The 21,714-nt window shown below is 37.8% G+C and carries 17 protein-coding genes and 1 pseudogene; 5 read left to right on the forward strand and 13 right to left on the reverse strand.

Annotated features, from left to right (window positions below; all coding sequences use genetic code 11):
* Positions 1-321: 321 nt before the first annotated feature.
* Both RXX31_RS03085 and RXX31_RS03090 read right to left on the reverse strand, forming a co-directional pair.
* The gene (locus RXX31_RS03085; protein WP_317587646.1) at positions 322-810 is read right to left on the reverse strand and encodes a hypothetical protein; all 489 of its coding nucleotides are present in this window, start codon (positions 808-810) and stop codon (positions 322-324) included.
* A gap of 2 nt (positions 811-812) precedes the next feature.
* Positions 813-1,022 carry a hypothetical protein gene (locus tag RXX31_RS03090; RefSeq protein WP_140366848.1) on the reverse strand — a complete coding sequence of 70 codons (210 nt, stop codon included), beginning with the start codon at positions 1,020-1,022 and terminating at the stop codon, positions 813-815.
* 246 nt (positions 1,023-1,268) lie between these two features.
* Between RXX31_RS03090 and RXX31_RS03095 the strand changes: the two genes are divergently transcribed.
* Positions 1,269-1,559 (forward strand): hypothetical protein, encoded by a 291-nt coding sequence (locus RXX31_RS03095; RefSeq protein ID WP_317587647.1) that lies wholly within the window; start codon positions 1,269-1,271, stop codon positions 1,557-1,559.
* A 62-nt stretch (positions 1,560-1,621) separates the two neighbouring features.
* Here RXX31_RS03095 and RXX31_RS03100 read toward each other — a convergent pair whose 3' ends face one another.
* The 10 genes from RXX31_RS03100 to RXX31_RS03145 form a co-directional block, all read right to left on the reverse strand.
* Positions 1,622-2,725, reverse strand: coding sequence for a hypothetical protein (locus RXX31_RS03100; RefSeq protein WP_317587648.1), 1,104 nt, complete (start codon positions 2,723-2,725; stop codon positions 1,622-1,624).
* Positions 2,726-3,533: 808 nt separating this feature from the next.
* Positions 3,534-4,193, reverse strand: a complete 660-nt coding sequence (locus tag RXX31_RS03105) for a hypothetical protein (RefSeq protein ID WP_317587649.1) — start codon at positions 4,191-4,193, stop codon at positions 3,534-3,536.
* Positions 4,194-4,360: 167 nt separating this feature from the next.
* Positions 4,361-4,678 (reverse strand): hypothetical protein, encoded by a 318-nt coding sequence (locus RXX31_RS03110; RefSeq protein ID WP_256950927.1) that lies wholly within the window; start codon positions 4,676-4,678, stop codon positions 4,361-4,363.
* Between the two features lie 13 nt (positions 4,679-4,691).
* Complete coding sequence (locus tag RXX31_RS03115) at positions 4,692-5,039, reverse strand: hypothetical protein (protein WP_256950926.1); 348 nt, start codon at positions 5,037-5,039, stop codon at positions 4,692-4,694.
* A 738-nt stretch (positions 5,040-5,777) separates the two neighbouring features.
* Positions 5,778-6,347, reverse strand: a complete 570-nt coding sequence (locus tag RXX31_RS03120; protein WP_256950925.1) for a hypothetical protein — start codon at positions 6,345-6,347, stop codon at positions 5,778-5,780.
* Between the two features lie 94 nt (positions 6,348-6,441).
* Positions 6,442-7,788 (reverse strand): hypothetical protein, encoded by a 1,347-nt coding sequence (locus tag RXX31_RS03125; RefSeq protein WP_317587650.1) that lies wholly within the window; start codon positions 7,786-7,788, stop codon positions 6,442-6,444.
* Positions 7,789-7,989: 201 nt separating this feature from the next.
* The gene (locus RXX31_RS03130) at positions 7,990-8,520 is read right to left on the reverse strand and encodes a hypothetical protein (protein WP_046264602.1); all 531 of its coding nucleotides are present in this window, start codon (positions 8,518-8,520) and stop codon (positions 7,990-7,992) included.
* Between the two features lie 116 nt (positions 8,521-8,636).
* Positions 8,637-8,822, reverse strand: coding sequence for a hypothetical protein (locus RXX31_RS03135; RefSeq protein ID WP_031846776.1), 186 nt, complete (start codon positions 8,820-8,822; stop codon positions 8,637-8,639).
* Positions 8,823-9,023: 201 nt separating this feature from the next.
* Positions 9,024-10,958 carry a recombinase family protein gene (locus RXX31_RS03140; protein ID WP_317587651.1) on the reverse strand — a complete coding sequence of 645 codons (1,935 nt, stop codon included), beginning with the start codon at positions 10,956-10,958 and terminating at the stop codon, positions 9,024-9,026.
* Positions 10,951-12,945, reverse strand: coding sequence for a recombinase family protein (locus RXX31_RS03145; protein WP_317587652.1), 1,995 nt, complete (start codon positions 12,943-12,945; stop codon positions 10,951-10,953). The genes RXX31_RS03140 and RXX31_RS03145 overlap by 8 nt, the downstream gene beginning before the upstream one ends.
* Before the next feature lie 75 nt (positions 12,946-13,020).
* On the opposite strand from RXX31_RS03145, the pseudogene RXX31_RS03150 reads away from it, so the two are divergent.
* The 4 genes and pseudogenes from RXX31_RS03150 to glgC form a co-directional block, all read left to right on the forward strand.
* Positions 13,021-13,398, forward strand: a pseudogene (locus tag RXX31_RS03150) (CreA family protein); the annotation flags it as partial.
* A gap of 129 nt (positions 13,399-13,527) precedes the next feature.
* Positions 13,528-14,832, forward strand: a complete 1,305-nt coding sequence (locus RXX31_RS03155; RefSeq protein ID WP_317587653.1) for an inosine/guanosine kinase — start codon at positions 13,528-13,530, stop codon at positions 14,830-14,832.
* 221 nt (positions 14,833-15,053) lie between these two features.
* Positions 15,054-16,802, forward strand: coding sequence for a formate--tetrahydrofolate ligase (locus RXX31_RS03160; protein ID WP_317587654.1), 1,749 nt, complete (start codon positions 15,054-15,056; stop codon positions 16,800-16,802).
* A gap of 361 nt (positions 16,803-17,163) precedes the next feature.
* Complete coding sequence (gene glgC / locus RXX31_RS03165) at positions 17,164-18,378, forward strand: glucose-1-phosphate adenylyltransferase (protein ID WP_317587655.1); 1,215 nt, start codon at positions 17,164-17,166, stop codon at positions 18,376-18,378.
* Between the two features lie 79 nt (positions 18,379-18,457).
* On the opposite strand, the gene RXX31_RS03170 is transcribed toward glgC, so the two are convergent.
* Positions 18,458-21,625: a chitinase C-terminal domain-containing protein gene (locus tag RXX31_RS03170; protein WP_317587656.1), complete on the reverse strand. Its 3,168-nt coding sequence runs from the start codon at positions 21,623-21,625 to the stop codon at positions 18,458-18,460.
* Between the last annotated feature and the right edge of the window lie 89 nt (positions 21,626-21,714).

Below are 21,714 nucleotides of genomic sequence, written 5' to 3' on the forward strand. Positions count from 1 at the left end.
GTCTAATCTACTTCCGATAGATTTAAACAATCTTCTAATCTCAACTAATCTTTTCTCTCTTGTCATATTCATTCCTTTTCATTTTTATTTGTTGTATCTAATTATTGTTATACCATATATTTTATAATCAACAATTTTATGAACTGATTAAATACTTTAAGGAAGTGGATTTAGTTTAGAATTAAAGGGAAATGATTTTTGAATATATTTTTACAGTTATAAAAAAAGACATCGGGAAGATGTCTTTTTATTTGTATTTTTCTTTGAGATGTTGAAATCTTGGAAGTACCGTCTTTACCAATGCCCCAACCGAGTTTTACCCTATTCATCAAATTCTAAATCGTCATCACCTAAAAGCTTCAATTCCAGCTCTTGAACTTCAATATCTAAACCATCATCGAAATCAAGCTCTTGTTCTTGTGATACAGCCTTTTCTCTACGTTCAAGTTCAGCTTTTAAATCTTCATCGCTAAGAGAATTGAATATTTCAGAAACTATCTTATAGTCAATATTCAAGTTTTTAAGTGACTGAACTTTATCTTTATCGATTTCATCAAGAATATATACACCATGTGTCTCAAAACAGTGTGAATGTGCTTTTCGATCTTTCAAACAATACTCATCATAGATAACATCTCTATATATATCAATCGATTCATATGAATCATCAATATCTAAAAAGTATCTTGCCATTGCTCTTATCCAAGCTTCATTTTCGTTTACATCACATTTAATCAACTCTTCATAATATAGATGGTCTATCTTAATCAACGATTCTAACTCTTCTAAAATTGTTTTTTCTCTACTCATGCTTATCTCCTTCTTTTATTTGTAGTTCTTGTTTTTTGCAGTTCTGACTTGAACTTGATTTGTTCATTATTGAATCTAATCTGATTTTCTAAACTGTCTCCATTAAGATCATTTATCTCATCAAGCGACAAATTCTTTTCGTGTAAGTTTTTAAGATAATCAGTCAATGATTCGTAAGTTTCAGGCTCGAACGTTATCTTTTCATTTTTCATGCGCATTTCTCCTATTCATTAAATTGCATTTATATTAAAAGTTATATCACTTAAAATATTCTCGTCAAAAGAATCACAATAATATTTATGAAATATCACAATCTGACAAATAAACATCAGCACATTTAGTTTCAAACTAAATGATTTTCAAATAGTACAAGAGTTTTATTTTATATAAATAATTTGATTAAAACTCAAAATATGGTTTAACAATTACAGGAACAAATTAACTTTAAGGAGAAACAAATGAAAGAAGAAATTGAGTATTTAATGCAGCACTACGAATCAACATGTCTTGAATATGACGCTTTATGTGAATTCATCGAAAACAACATGAATCTTGACGAACTTGAACAGCTACGAGAAGAGCTGAAGCTATTAGAACCGGACGACTCTATCGATCAGTACAACTATCAAAATACAAAACAAAAATTACAAGACAACATTGAAATTCTGATTACAGTTCAGAATTTTAAAGAAAAAGCGTTGAGTGTTTGCTACATAAAAGAACTTTATCATTTAGTATTTAAATATTAAAAAAAGCCGCTCATTTGAGTGGCTTTCTTACTTTTTGCAAAACTTGCAATTTTTACCAAACTTCATAATTTTCTCTTATTGCGCTTGTTTTCCTGCTTGCTAACACTCGCGTCAAAGTCCGTAAAATCAAAGTTCAACGAATCAATCAAGTCTTGGTCGATGTGCTGATCTATGCCAGCTTCGAGATTTTGCTGTTGTCTCGCGTCTTTGGTGAAGTCGATAGAGTCATTAAAAACAGACAATGCTTGCCACTGTTCAAGCTTGTTAACGCGCTCTCTGTCTTGCCTTTCCCCTATAGAGATAATTTTCTCAGGTATGTTGATTAAGAATTTGTCGAATGCGTTGTCTATTACGTTTTCATGATGTTTATTCAGTTCATCGAGTAAGTCACTATCTGATAGATTAAACACGTTCTGTGCCAACATGTGCTTTGAGAATTTCGCTTCTTTTCGTAGTCCGTATGCTGAAAAATCCACTTCACAGACTGGCATTTTATGCCCTTGTCGATAGAAGGCTACGGTCTGACAAAGTACAGTACCATGAATTAAATCTCTATCTTCATAAAGTTCAGAAATAACAGGCGTTAACGCCTTAATCTCTGTGTTTGATAGGTATGGAGAAATGAACTCAATCTCTTCCCCACGCTCAACGATAGCTTCACGTATCGTGTCATAGTCGTCCTTGAACATCGTTTTAGACATTGGGTAAACGTGCTGCTCTACTTGCGATAAGTAATACACTTCATTATCAGCTACGGTAAAGCAGCACACATCAGTATTAAACATTGATTTTAAGGCAAAATCAGGAAGGTTCTGGTAGACCTGATTCAGATCATCAAGGTCATTCACTTGCACAGTTTTGAGAGAGTCTTGGTTCAGTAGTTCAGCGGCAAGATTCCCCACTCTATCAAGATATTTAGATCTATCACTTTCAGGATTGAAGCTTTTGGCAAAGACAAAAGCGCACATTGTTTTGTCTAACGTTTTTAAGTCGTTAAACAGTTCTTTTGCTGTTAACGTCAGATCTGCTTTTTGGCTTTGTTTCACGTAAACTAAGCCATTGTCAGAGTATTTGAAGCGAAATTGAGTTTCGTTCAAACATTCGATTCTTTCATTCAAGAAATCTAAGTGATGATTCTGAGTTATAAAGTTTTGAATTTCTTTCATAGTTAATCCTTAATATTATACTATCTATTGTATCACCATTTTCAAAAAGACAAAAAAAAGCCGCTCAATCAAGCGGCAAAGTATATTGGAAATTTAGAGAAATTATCCATCCTTGGATAAAAGTCCTTCTTCTTTCTCTTGCTATTTTTATTATTAAGTACATTAAGAAATAAATTAACTTCACTATTTAAATTATCATCAATTCAATATAAGTCAACAGATAAACTGAAAATAATTAAATTATTTTTAAATAAATATTTTAATGCTTTTTTGACAATACATAAATTCACAAACAAAGACAATTTAAATAGCATATTTATTATATTATGAAAAATTGCAACTTTTGCAAAAAATACTAAACGTCATTTTCGAATAGAAGAACACTCTTTTTCTCAAAATCATCAATAACGAAATTTACATTTAAAACAAATGGATTATCTGCATAATGCAAACGTCTCTTTTCCCTATCTCACTATGAACGTGAGATTAAATGTAATTCTTTGTGGTCGAGTGTTTAGTCGCTACTTTTCAATTCTACGCTCACACGCGCATAGGTTGATTTTTGTTGTACAAAACTTGCGTGATTCGACAGTCCCACACACAAAAACGCGACTTTCAAAAAATGGCTATTTAAAGGGATTTTTTCGGTATAGAAAGAGAATACTTTTATTATTCTCATCTTAAACCCGTTTTTTGCCTTAAAACACACTAAAACGCCTTATCACGAAAATCCGTTTGCGTGATTATTGCGTTCCACATTTTTGATCTATAAACATAAAAAAGAATCCGTTCTGGATTCTCTTTTGCTTTAGATTGTGTGCAGTGTATTCGAGATCTTCTGATTTTCTGTTATATAACCCAGTGACTCAATGCTCTTTATATGTTCTATATCATTCACATAAGCTTTCTGTATCTCTTGAATCTTGCTGTGCATCTCTTCGAATTTTCCAATTTTAAGTGAACAACTTTCGTCATCTTTTAATTGTTCAAATTCTTCTGACAGTGATTGTACTTTTTCTTTGTAGAATTCATTACATGATGCTAAAAAAACATTCTCTTGCGTCTCTTCGAATTCAAAACTATTAATTATCTTCGCTATTCTATTTTTAATAGCTTTAACTTCGATCTCTTGTTCAACTGTTGAATCAATCTTTACGTAATTTTGAAATACTGCAATTGCAAATGCTAAAATTGGTGATATATATAGCAATAGCTTCGAAATGTATGCACAAATAACACTCATGATATTTAGAATCATTAGAATATTTGATTGAATCAAAATCATTTCACCGCTTTCGTTTCTAATCTTAAGTAAAACAACATCATTTATAGATTCACTCATTAAATCACTCATAAAATCAGCAGTACCAGCAATTGACAATTTATTCAAGATTAGAGAAATAAATATAACCTTTATCAAGTTTAATAAATAATCCGCTATAAAATCCAATATTTTATTTGTATTCATAAACACTCCCATTAAATATATATATTTACTTATATTAGAACATTTATTTCGAATCTTTCAACTTATCAAAGAAAAATCTCTCAATTGAATATTTAAATTGTGCATTTTTAAATGAAAATAATTTTCCTAAACATAAAAAAAGAACCCGTTCTGGATTCTCTTATTTCTTATCTTCTGCATTTTTTAGATTTGTTGTCTTCATTGCAAGCCAAAGCCCTTTCACAAAGTGCTTTATCAGCAGCATTTAGAATTGGACTACTTCTAACACCTAAGCTTCTTTCAAAGCCGCCTATGCGATTCGGGTAGCCTGTTACACACGACAAAACAAACATCGGCTTAGTATAAGGTGCAGCATCATAAGGTATTGCGTAATAGTACACATCACCTAACTTTCTCCACTGTTTCTGTTCATAGCTGTTATCATCAGCAGCGAACGCTTGCGATGTTCCAATCATTAAACACATTAACATCATTATTCTCTTCATCTGTATCTCTCCTTTAATCACATACCTTTTTATTGCATTTGTTCACGTTTATTGCTGTTCTACACTCTCTTAAACTTTCATCAGACAACATCCTTTTATTAATTTGTTCTGGCAAGCTATACCAGTCTTCTAATTCATTATTGTAAGGATTCTGGTCACTCCCGACATAGCATTCCAAATTATAATATTCGCGTACAATTAGTTGGCTTGGATTGTTCGGGTTGTGAAACTTTTGAACTTGTACAAGCTTCGAATAGTAATAGACACCACTTCTGTTTAGAATTTCTTCACGGTCAGCTACTTTCGCGTTAGCAAAGACACTGATAAGTGATAATGCAGTAATGGCAATTAGTCTTTTCATAGTCAATTCCTTTTTTGATTATATTTACAATTTACCATTTATAACAATCATTTAAAGTTTTGGTCTACTATGTGATTTGAATATTGTTTATTTACAGAGAAAATATTTTTTAATGATATAGAAAATTAAATATAGTTTTTCTAAAAATCGTGGTTTATCCAACATTGCAAACTTTACACAAACAAAATCTACGAGATGTTGTTTATATTTATAAATCAAAAAAGCCAATGCGTGATCAGCGCATTAGCTCATTTGTTTTAACTCTAAAAATAAAGTTGATTGCTATAGTAAGATTCGATACTTACAACTTCCACAAAAATGGATATTTTCAATTAAAATATATAGCTATTTTCAAAGCTTCATTATGTATATCACAACTAACTCTATACACTAATAGGTATAACATTTAAATTATACTTGTCAAACAAATTATTTGAATTTCATTCTAATGCATCAACAAGAAGAATTAAAAAACTGTATTTTTAGGATTATTCTTTTGTTGTCGCAATGATACTATTTATCTAAATAATTTAAATTATATAGAAAATCAAATATAGTTTTTGCTTAAAAAAAGTGTATTATTCAAAATTGCAATTTTTACATAAACAAAAAAAGAGCAATGTTACTTGCTCTTAATCATTTTCAATTATCAATTTTCTTATTTAAATAAAACAAGAGTAACTTGTAAGGAGGGAACAAGATCTCTTATTTATCATTAAAGCATCTATTAATTATTTGTCAAATAAATACAGAGTGATAAAGCATCAATGAACCTTTCAAAACAAAGATTAAAGCAATAAATCCGAGAATTACTTTTATTTTTCCTTTGTGAATTTCATTTTTTTGTTCAAAAATCGCATCAGTCGTACTTTTGACCCTATCTAATACTATTGCAGCATACGTATTCGCAGCATCTACTCGAATAAAATCAATCAAGAACGCATTGAAATTCTCATCTGAATTCAGAAACTCAACATAAATATCTTTGTGAATCTCTATGTACTCTTCCAGTTTCTTCTTGTCTTTTTCCGTTTTTCTACGTAAAGCTAAGTTGTACTCTATGACTTTTTTAGCGATTTTATTTTCTTTTTTATGCTTTTGTTCAAGTTTGATAAGAGTGTTTATGTAATCATTCATATCAATTAACTTACATTCAAGAACAAAATACTCACTTAAAAAAAGTGTATCTTCATGAGTTAACTTTTCTTCTTGGTTTATCAGCTTTTCAGCTTCATAACTCATCGCGTTAAATTTTAATTCTAATTCTTTTTTATTTTTAATTAATTCATTATCTATAACTTTTGACATAATATTTTCTCCATTTCGTTATATAATAATTTATATCATGTCAAAAATTAATTGCAAAAAAGAGGTGCAATCTCTTGCACCTTTTCCTTTTAATTTAAAGATTAAACGCTCTTTTTCGATTCCGTTTTTCTTTTGATTTATTTGAAACATCTACATTCCATTCATCAGATATTTTCTGTTTTAACTCTTTTGCAACTTCTGCACTACTCAGTTCTGTTCTATTTGACTCATTTAACTGATAGAAAGTAATCTCAGCATCATCTTTGTTCTTCACAGCAAGTTGATTATCAAGTTTCTGTGTTTCAAAGCCAAATGCCTTTAACACTTTCTCAAAATGCATAGGATGCATCTCACTTGCAGCAAACACTTTTACATTGTTATCTAAATCAGTGTAGATCTCTTTAACATCTTGATGTCGCGCACTTAGAACAAACAAGCTACCAACATCAGTCGTTGCACCGTCCAGTTGCGGAACTTTAACGCCATTTGGTAGAAGCTTGTATGTAGCCGCTGGCTCTTCCATGACGTTGTTTATGCTGTTTATCAACGCTTCTTCAAGTTCAAGCATATTGTCAGTGCTAAGGTTCAGTTTGTTGAAAACGGGATCAAAATGGAACTGTGAATCACGCAAATCAAAGTTGATATTCGCAAAAACAGTCTCATCACCGTCTTCCAACAAACATTCAATTTCAATCAGTCGTTTGTTCTTTAACTCAACGTTTGAGATTATGTCGAATTTCAAGTCATTAGATTCATAACTCAACAGCTCAGAATCTATTGCTTCAACAATATCAATCTTTGTCAGCTCAGTACCATTGATTTTGTACACTGAGTCTTCTAACGCTATGAAGTGTGTGCATTCGTGCTCGAATCTATCACCTATGCTCAACTCTACAACATCAGAATTTTTAGCTAACGTGTAATCAAGCATCAACTCTTTAAAGCTATGGTTCAGAGTTAACGAGTCGTTCAGACTATCGAACTTGTTCTTAAACATCTCTCTCAGCTTATTGTGATAAACATTGCTGGAAGGGTTCAATTCGCTTAAAACTGCTAAATCATCAGCGTTTAAAACTTTATCTTTCTGATCAAAATTGAACTGTTCAACATCAGATAAACCGCCATTAACACTTATATCTGTTACAGGGACGATTCGCCCGTTTCCCAAGTTCAGATCTTGAAAGACAAGACTTGCTACATCAGCATTTTGCATAACATGCTCATACGCTTCATCAAGATCTAATGTCGATTCGTATTCTTCTAATATTCTGTCTGACAAATGATTCAGATATGTTTTGGTTCTTACCAATGATTTTGAATTTTCTAACACAAACTCTTCAAACACATCATCTTCTGATAGATTTAGCTCATCAGGTAAGTTCGAAACTAACTTATCTGATAAATTCTCCATGAAATCAATTTTCGATTTTTTTAACAACATAAACTCTCCTTATTTAATTTGCTTATAATTATATTTTATCATCAAAAGCAATTTATTTAAGAGAGTGTATATTTCAGCGGCAATGATTTGTTTTAAATACTGTATAAATTGAATATCATAATTTTAATATACTTAGAATTTTAAACGAGAATCATGATATTTTATATTGAGACTTTGATAAAAAAAGCATCCAAGGGATGCTTAATGTTCTGTATTAGATTCGATTATACTATCTTTAATCATCTGCTCTAAGACGATTATTGCAAAGTCTTCTTTGATATGTTCAAACTCGAATAGATAGTTGATTGTAGGAAAAGTTTTCAGGTATTTCAGCAAGTTAGAACCGCTGCTGAACGAGTAAAAACGGTTTGGATATAGTTCTGCAATAAAGCTTGCGTTTATCTCGAACAAGTGATTGAAATCTCTGATATTTTGACCGTTCAAGATGTTTTGATCATCGATGATGGCTTGATTTAACTTGCTTTTGATCGGGTTGAACACTTCTACAACGGCTGTTCGGTAGAAGTAGTTTGCACCTAAACGATCTATCAATTCTTCAAGAAGATAGTGAGGAAAGGTTTTGTTTTCGCCAGAGTCAAAACTGTTATTGCTTTTTCCTGTATAATATCGTTTAGAAACATTTATAGCATTTAACTCAGTTGCAGTATCAACCGCTTCTTTTACTTGTTTGTAATGATCTGAACGAAATACCCTGTGCGATGTAACAGCCATAGCTTCACCAATTGATTAAAGTAATTGTTTAATTTTAATTCATTTAGATACATTTAACAATCGAATCATATGTTTCAGACATAAAAAAAGACTAACTTCCTGTTAGTCTTTTTCACTTAGATATGAATAATTTCATTCGAAAACGAAAAATCAAGTTCATCATCATTTCTCACAAAAGGTTTTGTTTCAATTATCTCTAATGACTTTGACATCATCTCTTGAAATGACATTTGATTGTCAAACTTCCTGCTTCTTACATACTCCTTCCTGATTTCTTGCATAGTTATAGATTGTTGTTTCATTTATCACACCTTTTAATTGGTGCTCATTTATTTATTGTTTCATACACTTTCCTTCAAAAGTATTAGTAGAGTTATTTAATTAAATAATCGAGCGAGTTAACGCTGTAAATATTATTAAAATAAATACGAAAAGTCAATAAAAAACACTTGACATTTCATTGTTTTAAAAATCCAGAAAAAATATATGTGACATTCATCACGTTATTTGTTCGTATATTCACTTTTCACCGCTGCTAATTTAATTTTTAAGTCTGTATTGGTAATAACTTCATTCATTCCAGCCAATGATTCACGAACTGTTTTTATCATCAAAACCATCAATTCATTTGCTTCATAGCCTTTTAAACCATCTGTGTTTATCTTTATCGTGTTAAACATCAGGTCTTTTGCAAATTCATCTTGATATGCATAAGTTCGAATCACATTATCAACAAAACACACGATCACAAACTTTGCGTAAGCCGTTGCATAAACTTCCATCCAACGAATTTTTTGTTTAAGCAGCTCATTCACCGCTTTCCTTGCTTCTACTTTTTCAGCAAAAACTTTCGACTTTAAGGCACTCTTCTTCTGTTTAATCGATTCAGAAGATGATGATGTTTGACTCTTCATGCTGTTCAGCAATTTACTTTTCTCAAACTCAACTTCTTGAAGCTCACCTTTTGCTTTTTCAAGCTCTACTAAAACATCACTACCGTCCACACCAGCATTGATTAAACTCTGGTAAGTCTTAGTCAAACCAGTGATTTTAAGATTGATTGCCGCTTCGCGTTCTTCCAACTCTGTTAAGCCTTGGGTTACTGCTTCTACTCCATTTGCATGATCAAGAATTTCATTCACATCTATGTATCGAATGAAGTTGATAAACTGTGCTTCAAAGTTCTTATAGTTGATGTTTTCCCCTTCGCAACCATCATTCAAAGCCGATCTTTCACACTTCAAATATTCAAAGTAATCATCGACCTTTTTAACGTTGTTCTTCTTTGTCAGCTTGTAGTGAAGTCTTGTGCCGCAGCTACAACGCATCAAATTAGAGAACATGTGCGGCTTCTCACTCGCCTTACTTCTATCAACGTTATTAGAATTTGCCTTTACAGCTTCTTTTGCCTGATTAAACTTCTCTTCACTCATGATTGGTGGATAGTAGTTGTAGAGCTTGTCCGTAGCGATTTTTCGTACTCTCTTTGTCGAAAATGTCTGTGTTTTTTCATTAAAAACTTCTTCTTTTGCTTTGTGATACAGATACGAATGCCCTATGACATTTTCATTTTTCAGGTAGTTGCTGATTGTCGATAAGTTCCAGTATTTGGCTTTTGTATAGTTGCCACTGTGGAAGACAGGAATGTTTTGTTCGTTCAGCACTTGACAGATCTTGCCATTCCCCAGCCCTTGGATCTTCAAATCAAAGATGTAGTTGATTATTTGGGCGCGTTCTTCATCAATCTCAAAGCGTTTCAACGCTTCTTTCTTAACAGAACCGTCTTTTCCCACATACTCATAGATAATGTCTTTTGTTTTAATCCAGCGTGGACAACACGCTTTTATACCAACATGACGATGTTTGCCCTTCTGCGTTTCATCGTTGTACAGATACTCGATCACATCTCTTTTCCGCTGTCTCGAATCAGAGATATAGATACTCTTCACTTCTGATTCGTAGTAAGCGGTAGACATATGAATGATTGAGATAATCATCTGCTCTAAGTTGCCACTATTGCGCTTGTAGACTTCATTATCAATCGTCGTAACGATGTTGAATCCTTTATCAAGAATTTGTTCAAAATAGCGACTGGCAACGTCTGGACTCATACGCGAAAAACGGTCAAAGTTGTGAAATGTGATGTAGATAAACTCTCTTTCAGCTACATCTATCTCTTCAAGCAGCTCTAACATCAACTGCATTTGACCTTTCTGGAACGTTTTAGCTGTATCGCCACTCAAAGCAAAACCAGATACGCCACGGTCTACAAACGCTATCTCTTCATCAAAGAACAAACCATATTCATTAGAGAAACGCTTTGCTTCTTCCATTTGACGTTCGAGAGATTTACGACCGATTTCATCTTGCACATCAGTAGAGAAACGTGCATATGGCACACAAATGCCTTTGTATTTCGACTTGTCAAAGTTAAACACTTGCTTGTTCTCCAATATTTTTTAAATAGTCTTGTTTGATGTGCTGTAAATATCTAATCAAATCAGCTTTTGTGATCACGGCTTCTATGCCCTTAAGAGAGTTTCTAATTGCTTTTATAAGCGTAAACATCAAGTTTGATGCTTGAACCCTGTTCAGACCTGACAAATCAACGTCAATCTCATTAAACATCAAGTCGTTTGCACATCGATCATCAAATGCAAAGGTTCGAATAACGGTGTCATGAAACGCGATAATCACAAACTTCTGTCTTTCTGTTGAAACAACTTCCATCCATTCGATTTTTGAATGAAGAAAGTCATTTATCTTTTTACGAATAATGATCTTTTCATCACTCGAATAATTATTCTTGTTCAACATATAATCGTTGATATCAACAAATTCACGATTATCTTTATCAGCTTCGATTTCTAAACCTTTCTTTTTAAGTTCAAGATTTTCAAGCTCTAAGACTTTCTCAGCAATTTCTTTCTTAGTATTTTCCCTATCGATTAAAGCTGTTGAACCGTCTAAACCTGCACTTGCGAGTGACATATAGGTTTTTGCTAAACCTGCTTCTCTCAGTTTCAGAGATTCAATTTCATCAGTAAGCTCTTTGATGTCCGTATCAAGATCAATAATTTTTAAAGCGTATTTGCTGTTTGTTGTTGAACAAATCTTTTTAAAATCGATATTGTTTACGTATCTGAAAAATGCTGTTTCAAGCATCGTGTAATTAATTGTTTGACTATTACACTTATGATTAACAAAAGCGTTATTGCACTGTAGATACTCATTAACACTCACAGATCCTGTCTTTTTCTTGTTCTTTTTCGTTCTGCGGTACTGCAAAGTTCCACCGCACTCACACAATAATATTTGTGCAAAGATGTTGGTTCTTTCACCAATTCGCCCAAGCTTTTTAGGTTTATCTTGCTGAATGGTATTCTTATGCGCTTCAAGATATTTTGCTTCTGATACAGCGGCAGGATAATAGTTGTAAAGCTTTTCAGTAGCAGTTTGTTTAATCTTCCGCTTCTTGAATACTTTATCGATTTCACACATATACTCTTCTTCATTGTGTGTATGAAGAGTGATATGACCCAAAACCATTTCATTGCAGATCAGGTTCTGCACTGCAAAGACATGCCATTTTTTAGCGATTCGGTGCTTGCCCTGATCGAATGTTGGAATCCCTTCTTCATTCAATCGTCTACAAATTCGAGCGTATCCCAAACCTTGAATTTTTAGGTCAAAGATATAATTCACTATCTTTGTTTTTTCTTTGTTCAACGTAAATTTTTTGAACGAATCCGTTCTTTTTGAACCACTCTCATCAGTGTATGTCAGCTCAATTTTTTCATGGTCAATCCATCTCGGCATGTTCGGTTGAACAACCCCGATGTGCTTGTATTTACCCTTTTGACTTGGATGAGTATACAGATACTCAACAACCTTTTTTTTACGTGCCAAAGCATCTTTGATGTAGATACTTTTAACCTGACTCTCTTCCCAAGCCGTTGTCATTTTGATTGTTGAGATGAGCATTTTGCCAAGGTCTTTATCATGGCGAGTGTATAGCTGATTATCGATTGTGGTTACAACGTTAAAGCCTTTTTGCAAAATCAGATCAAAGTAGGTTCGCGCTTGCTTTGGACTCATTCGAGAGAAACGGTCAAAGTTATGAAACGTGACATAAATGAACTCACGTTCTTGGTAAGGCACTTCTTCAAGCAATGCTAACATCACTTGCATCTGACCCTTTTTGAAAGCTTTCGCAATGTTGCCTTGCTGTGCAAAACCTGAGATCCCTTTATCCGCAAAAATCAGGTCTTCATTGATATATAAATTGTTCGATTTTGCATAACGACGAGCTTCTTCAATCTGACGTTCAAGCGACTTTTTGCCGATTTTAGATTGCCCCTTTGTTGAGAAGCGGGCGTAAGGAACACAAATCCCCTTGAACTTTGACTTATCGAACGAGAACATCTAACCACCTGATTATGCTTGATTTTAAACGAATTATAGCAAACTTTAAAAGGTTGTGTATTAAAGCGTTTATCTAAAGACATCAAACTCAATACGCTTGTCGATCCTGAGGTCCCAGGAGTCACTTGCCATGTTGCCAGTATTGAAGCCGATTTCAGTTTGGCAGACCCAAGTGATAGCTCTATCTCATGCCGCCAGACGGGGGAAATCACGCCTGAAATGCTTGCTAACATTGATAAAAGTAAATCTGGCGATGTTGTGTTTAAGAAATCGAAGAGTATCTTCTTTAAATCAATGAAAATTCGCCGTATTTATGATCCTGAAAATCAAACACTGATGTACCTTTCATACTCAACCAAAGAGACATCTGGGAGTTTCAAACATAGCTTATCAACGGTACCGCTGTGGGGAACGAAAGCTTACGTCGAGCCCACTGTAGAAAAAACCAACTAATCTCTGTTTAACTCTTCATCAATGCCCACCAAATGTGCTGGTGGGCATGTTTTATTGCAACAGGATCAATTTTATTTCATTTTTGTGTGATACAATCCGGCCTCTTTTTTTTCTCACTCAAGAACAAGCATGAAGTTTCCCGGCCAGCGTAAATCTAAACACTACTTTCCAACTCACGCTCGTGATCCAATCGTTAACCAAATTCGACAAACACCAAAGTTATATCGTCCAACGGTTGTCGGGGTAGGCCAAACCATCGTCGATATCGAAGCACGTGTAGACGATGCGTTTTTAGAAAAATACAACTTAAGTAAAGGACATTCTCTCGTTCTTGAAGAGAGCAAAGCTGACGCACTTTACGAAGAGCTGGTTGAACAAGGCCTTATTGCTCATCAATACCCTGGAGATACCATCGGGAATACTCTGCACAACTATTCGGTACTTGCAGACAGTAAGTCGGTACTTCTAGGCGTCATGTCTAAGAACATTCAAGTAGGATCTTTTGCATACCGATATCTATGCCGAACCTCTTCTCGTATGAACCTTAACCACCTACAAACGGTAGATGGCCCTATTGGTCGATGCTATACCCTTATCTCTCAAGACGGCGAGCGCACCTTTGCTATTAACGAAGGTCACATGAACCAACTTCTACCGGATAGTATTCCACAAGAGGTATTCAGCAAAGCCTCAGCATTGGTGGTGTCGTCTTATCTAATGCGTGGCAAAAAAGAAGACCCGATGCCACAAGCGGTACAGAAAGCCATCGATTTCGCTCACCAGCATGACGTTCCTGTTGTCCTAACATTGGGAACAAAGTACGTAATCGAAGGTAATGAAGAGTGGTGGCAGGAATACATTCGTAAAAATGTATCTGTGGTTGCGATGAATGAAGAGGAAGGCGCGGCGCTAACTGGATTAAGCGATCCCCTTGCGGCGGCAGACAAAGCCCTAGACTGGGTTGACTTAGTATTATGTACCGCAGGTCCAAATGGCTTATACATGGCAGGTTACACTGACGAAAAAGTGAAACGCGAAACCACACATGACATTTTGGATAGCGCAATTGGAGAGTTCAATCAATATGAATTCAGCCGAGCGATGCGTAAGTCTGATTGCCAAAATGGGATGAAAGTGTATTCTCACATTGGCCCTTATTTAGGTGGTCCGCTAGAAATTAAGAATACAAATGGTGCGGGTGATGCAGCACTTTCCGCTCTTTTGCACGATATGGCCGCAAATTCATTCCACCAAAAAGAAGTGCCAAATTCAGAAAAGCACGAAGTGCGTTGTTTAACCTACTCTTCGCTTTCCCAAATTTGTAAATATGCAAACCGAGTGAGTTACGAGGTGCTGACTCAACACTCTCCTCGCCTATCTCGTGCGCTGCCAGAACGCGAAGACAGTTTAGAAGAAGCATACTGGGATCGCTAAAAACTAGCGTTTCAGAGTAAAAGCATACCTAGGTCACCATTTGGTGGCCTTTTTGTTTTGATCTAGAGCAGTGTTTAGTTGTTTTTGCTAGTATGCAGCACAGTAAATCGCATTAAATTCTTTACAGTTGGTTTTTTACCAGTATTATTCTCGCGCAAACGATTGCGTAACCGCAATGCCATCGCTTTATGCAACACGGGTTAGCCACTTTGGGAGCATCCATGCAGTCTGACATTGAAATTTGCCGAAACACCCCTTTATCCTCTATTGATACGATTGCCGCGAATGCGGGATTACTGCCTGACGAATATGACACCCACGGTAAACACAAAGCCAAGGTGCATCCTAAGTGTCTGAACCGTCTGAAAGAAAATAAAGACGGTAAGTTAGTCTTAGTCACGGCTATCACGCCAACACCACTTGGAGAAGGTAAAACAGTTACTACGATTGGACTGGCACAAGGGTTAGCAAAGCTAAACCAATCCGTAATGGCCTGTATCAGACAGCCTTCTATGGGACCCGTATTCGGCGTCAAAGGAGGGGCAGCTGGCGGTGGTTACTCTCAAGTTGCACCAATGGAAGAGTTAAACTTACATTTAACGGGTGATATTCACGCCGTCACCGCCGCGCATAACCTCGCCTCAGCAGCGCTAGATGCTCGCCTTTACCACGAACAACGTGAAGGCTATGACGCATTTGAAGCTCGCACCGGTTTAACAGCGTTGAAAATTGATATCAACAGTATCACGTGGAAACGGGTGATGGATCATAATGACCGCAGCTTACGCATGGTGACCATTGGTTTAAACGAACCAGAAAAAACCATTAACGGTATCGAGCGAAGCGAAGGGTTCGACATTACTGCAGCCTCAGAACTCATGGCAATCATCGCACTCGCTAAAGATCTAAAAGATCTTCGCAAACGAATCGGACAGATCGTTGTCGCTTATAACTTGGACGGTCAGCCAGTCACAACGGAAGATCTTCAGGTCGCCGGAGCAATGGCTGTCACGTTGAAAGAAACTATTGCACCAACACTGATGCAGACGTTAGAAGGTGTCCCTACTCTTATTCACGCAGGTCCGTTTGCGAATATTGCTCATGGTAATTCTTCTATCATCGCTGATGAGATTGCACTAAAACTTTCTAGTTACACCGTAACCGAAGCTGGCTTTGGATCAGACATGGGTTTAGAAAAGGCCTGTAATATTAAAGCGGCAGCTGCACACCACGCTCCCGACTGTGTGGTTATCGTGGCGACTCTGCGTGGTATTAAAGCGAATTCCGGACATTATGATCTTCGTCCGGGCGTCGCTATTCCAGATTCCATATTTAACCCAGATAAACCAGCATTAGAAGCCGGATTTGAAAACCTGAAGTGGCATATCGATAACGTAAAGAAATATGGTCTTCCCGCTGTTGTTGCTATTAACCAATTTCCGCAAGACAGTGAACAGGAGCTCTCAACACTGCGTCAGTTGATTCGTGATTATGACCCAAGTGTGAATGTTGCCATCAGTAACGCTTTTTCAAACGGTGGCGAAGGTACAGTAGAACTTGCTCAATTTGTGGTAGAGGCATGTAATAGTCAAACTAATTTCCGTCCGCTTTACACAAAAGAACAATCACTGAAAGAGAAATTGATGTCGGTTTGTGAGGCTGGTTATGGAGCATCAAATGTTGAACTGAGCGAGTTAAGCCTCGAACAGCTCAACCGATTTGAACAATTAGGCTTTAACGACCTTGGGGTGTGTATTGCAAAAACGCCGCTCTCTATCACTACTGATTCTGCTATCAAAGGCGCACCACATGGATTTACCGTTCCTATACGTGAGTTACGTTTATGTGCTGGCGCGGGATTCATTTATGCGCTATCTGGTAGTGTAATGACAATGCCAGGCCTTCCGGACAAACCTGCATTTATCAATTTGGATTTAGATGACGACGGCAACATTATCGGCTTGTCGTAACGATACCTCATCTCAACATTTTGGTTAATGTTTATTTTAGAGAGCGTACACCGCTCTCTATATCTTATTGTTTTGGCAATGCTTTACAATGTAAATTGTTAACCATTTTGACCAACTAACCTTTTGCACCACAATGATGCGAGCTATTATTACTCTTCCCTAAAACAGTGCGTTACTTGTAAGTTTTCAAATAAATCCCTTTGATTTTTCGTTATTTTTTCTATGGCTCGATTCTTGTACTAAAGTTGCAATAGAACATAAACACACCAGTACATGTCATTCAAAAATTCGTTTGCTCAAAACCATCTCTCCCCGGTTCAGCACTATTTTGGGTCATGTAATACAAGGGAAAGGGAACACTATGCAAGACGCACTCGCCGTAATTTTAGCTGGAGGTGTGGGCTCCAGACTTAGCCCACTTACTGATGACCGCGCCAAACCTGCCGTGCCTTTTGGCGGTAAGTATCGCATCATCGATTTCACTCTAACTAATTGCCTTAATTCAGGTTTAAGAAAAATATTAGTCCTAACTCAATACAAGTCTCATTCTTTACAGAAGCACCTTCGTGATGGTTGGTCGATCTTTAATCCCGAGCTTGGTGAGTACATTACTGCTATTCCGCCTCAGATGCGCAAAGGTGGTGCATGGTATGAAGGTACTGCCGACGCGATTTACCACAACTTATGGCTATTGTCCCGTAATGATGCAAATTACGTAGTGGTATTGTCCGGTGATCATATCTACCGAATGGATTACGCGGCAATGCTTGAAGAGCATAAAGAGAAAGGCGCTAAACTGACGGTGGCTTGTATGGATGTCCCTGTAGAAGAGGCTTCTGCATTTGGTGTGATGGGAACCGAGGAAAATGGATTAGTTAAATCATTTATCGAGAAACCTGAGACCCCTCCTACTCTGCCTGATGATCCATCGAAAAGCCTCGTCTCAATGGGTATTTATATTTTTGATATGGATGTCCTGAAAGACGCACTGAGAGAAGATGCCAACAACGAACAATCCAGCCATGACTTTGGTAAAGACATCATTCCGAAATTAATCGATACCGAGTCTGTGTACGCTTATAAATTCTGCGGAAGCAAAGGACGCGTAGATAAAGACTGCTACTGGCGAGATGTCGGTACAATTGACTCGTTCTTTGAAGCGAACATGGATCTGCTAGAACCTGTACCACCAATGAATTTATACCAGTCAAACTGGGCTATTCGTACTTATGAACCCCAATTCCCACCTGCGCGAACCGTATCATCCGCAACAGGTAATGAAGGCATTTTCATCAACTCTATCATTGCCAATGGCGTGGTCAATTCTGGTGGCTCAGTACAACACTCCATTATTTCCTCCAACGTTCGCATTAACGACAGCGCGACCGTGGTAGACAGCATTCTTTTCGATGATGTTGAAGTCGGTGAAGGGTGTCAGCTAGTGAACTGTATTATCGATAAGCACGTGCGCATTCCGCCGAACACACAGATCGGGCTTAATAAAGTTGAAGACGCCAAGAGATTCAGAATTTCAGAGAAAGGGATTGTCGTTGTTCCTGAAAGTTATACGTTTTAACTGTTCGACAATTTTTGCTTAATCAAAAAAGCGCACGATTGATATCGTGCGCTTTTGCGTTAGTTGTCAGGAATAAATCTTAGATATTACATACTGTAGACCAACTACCATCGCTACCCGGCACAGAAGACGTCCACCAGTTTGCTTGATATACCACACCGTCGTGAATCACTTTATCACCTTGATTGGCATGGCTTGGATTTCCCGCCCAATCCGTTTGAGGAAAATCTGGGTATGTTACCAGGCCAGAAGTATCACAAGTTCCTGGCTCTGTAGTACCGCCATCTCCATCCGTGCCAGAGGTTAAATCACCAATTGGCAAGTCTGGCTGCTCGAATTTAAACGCAAACTCTTTACCGCCAGAAATAACCGTATAGTTCGCTGGACCCGAAATGGGTAGGTAATAAACCATATCTAACTCATAGGTTCCACCTGCAGGAAGTTCTTTCCAAGAAGGTAGTGAGAAGGAGACACGATGCATTACGCCATCCAAACCGCCAATGTTATTTGCACGAGTATGACCCGATGCGATAACTTTTAAACCACCACCAGACTGGTCTTTCGCATTGTCCGGCGCGGATACAGGAATATCAAACTGGAACTCTGTGCCACCAGGAATGGCTTGGCCGGTGTTGTTGGTAAAGGTAATTTTAGGGTTGATTGGATAGTTTTGATCGCCGACTTTAAAGCCACCCACACTTACCATAATATCGACTGCTTCTGTCGGAATCGCGCCCATAGCAACTTTATTACCGTATGGTGTTGCGGATTTAAACTTGTCGTAAATGGCTTTTGTCATGGTGTTACCCATGTGATATTCACCATTCCCCGCAGCACACGCTTGTTCGGTTGCATCGACAGAAGTTCGGTTACCGTTTTTATCAAGTAGATAACAGTTGTAGTCACCTGCCAGTTCCCAGAACATAATGCCACCGATCTCCTTGTCGATAACGTAGTCGGCTTTGACTTCGATGGATGCTTTGTCCTCCGTAGATAGGAACACGCTCTTATCTGCATTCCACAACCAAGGGGCTACCGCTGCGTCATCATAATGACGAGTATACGTACCAACGAGCTGGTCAGAAGGATCATTCAAAGGATCAAGTCCGTATGCATCGGCGTAAGAGCCCCAAATGCCTTCTTCTAGGTTTTTAGCATGCCACATTGGGTTAGAGCCTGCGCCCATTTCATTGCCTGCTGGGTCTAGATCATGCCACATGTTGTCGATGCCCACCGCACCATGCCCACAGTTATTCTTTTCGCCTTCACCAGTACCTGCTGCACATTCGGACTGGTTAGGTAGCGCGGCACGGCCCCATAAGCCATTTTCACCACCAGTTACGCCTTGCCAGCCACGAGTGTAGTATGGAACACCGATGTTAATACGACCTGCTGGCATCGAACCACGGAAATAATGATAAGCCCAATCCGTGTTCAGGTAACCAATACCACCATAAGCTGCGGTGCCATACACATTCCACTGAGCAAGCTCCGAGTCTTTCCCTGTATCAAACAGTGCAGCGTTGTGACCGACATGGTCGTTCCAAGCACCATGCAAGTCGTACGACATAATGTTTACGTAGTCCAGATACTTGGTTACGTCGAACGTTTCCATACCTCGCAGTAAGTAGCCAGATGAAGGTGCAGCGATGGTCAACATGTAATGAACACCATCCTGAGCCGAAGCCGCATCTAACTTCTCACGCAGTACTTTCATCAACTCTTGGTAAGACGCCCATAGGTATGCACGTCTTGGCTCCATGAAGTCCTTATCATAAGGGTTGCCAGCACCAGCCATAGATGTTGGGTATTCGTAATCAATATCCAATCCATCGAATTTATACTTACGCATCATTTCCACAGCAGAAGCCGCGAACGTTTCAATGCCTGCGTGATTAACTGAGCCATCAGCATTGGTTGTCATGGTGTAGAAACCACCGTCTGCAACGCGCTCACCATTGGTATCAAAATGGCCACCGGTTTCGGCCCAACCACCGATGGAAATTAACGTTTTAACATCATGTTTTTGCTTATAAGTTGCCAGAGCGCCAAAGTGACCTTGGAAACCCAAATCCGGATCGACTTCTACACCAGGCCACGTTTTTCCGGTTGCAGGGTTGGTTGGATCGTTGACATCACCAACATTTACCTTGCCATCTGAGCCAATACTAACGAACGCGTAGTTAATATGAGTCAATTGCTCCCATGGAATGTCTTTTACAAGATACGTAGACTGTGGATCGTCACCACTACGCCAGCTGGTGAAGTAACCGATCACACGACGTGGATGATCAGCTCCCATCTTCTCGCGCCCTTCTTCGTCGTAGATCGTACAATAAGGAACGTCGATACCAGAAGTTTGATATAACCCATCCGGACGACAATTGGATACAACTGCACCGCCGTTTACAGTCAGAGTAACTAATGAAGAATCTGTAGCGGCACCAGCATCATCTGTCGCTTTTGCATAGACCGCCAGAGAGCCCGATTGTGAAGGAGAAACGTTTAAAGAGTATGGTGCACTTGTCGCGGTTCCTACTAATACGCCTGCAATGTAAAAATCGACTTTAGACACGGTACCATCGGTATCGGTTGCATTGGCAGTCAACGTTACACTACCACCTAGCTCTATTGAAGGTGTTGAAATCGTGAGATCAACGGTTGGCGCTTCGTTACTCGCTTGAGAATTTTGAACAGTTAGGGTGACACTGCTTGCTGAACTCACCCCACCCGCATCATCATATGCCAATGTGGAGAAATTATGCTGTCCTTCTGTGGCAGTCCAGGAAGCTGAGAAAGGCGCTGAATTGGACTGTCCAACAACGACACCATCGACAAGGAATTCTACTTTACTTACTGTGCCGTCTGAGTCTGCCGCATCAGCAGATAAAGTCACAACTTCCCCTACGCTCACAGTGTCTGACGCAGAAGGTGAAGTTAAGACAATCGTTGGGGCGGCGTTTTGTGGCGGATCAACTGGGTCTGTATTTGCACATGCTCCCAGGTTTTCCCATTCCCCCCACTGACCTGACAATGAAGGGTTGTTATTTTGTGTCCAGTGACGCGCTTCGTAGCCGTTACCTTCGAACTTGACTTGCTCACCACCTGCATAAATTGTTGATGACTCCCAAACCTCCAATGGAGAGCAATCAACAGCAGCATAACTGTTGAAAGCCATAAGGCAAGAAGCCGTCAGCGTACTAAGTGTGAAGACACTTTTCACTGCTTTCCCGTTTTTAAGGTGCATTTTCCCTTTTCCTTAAGTTATTGTTAAAAAATAAATACACGCGCTGTAGCACACATTTACACTTTTATTTCGAAGTAAAATAACTTAAG

Origin of the sequence: Vibrio sp. EA2, assembly GCF_033042495.1 — a bacterium.
Taxonomy (GTDB): Bacteria; Pseudomonadota; Gammaproteobacteria; order Enterobacterales; family Vibrionaceae; genus Vibrio.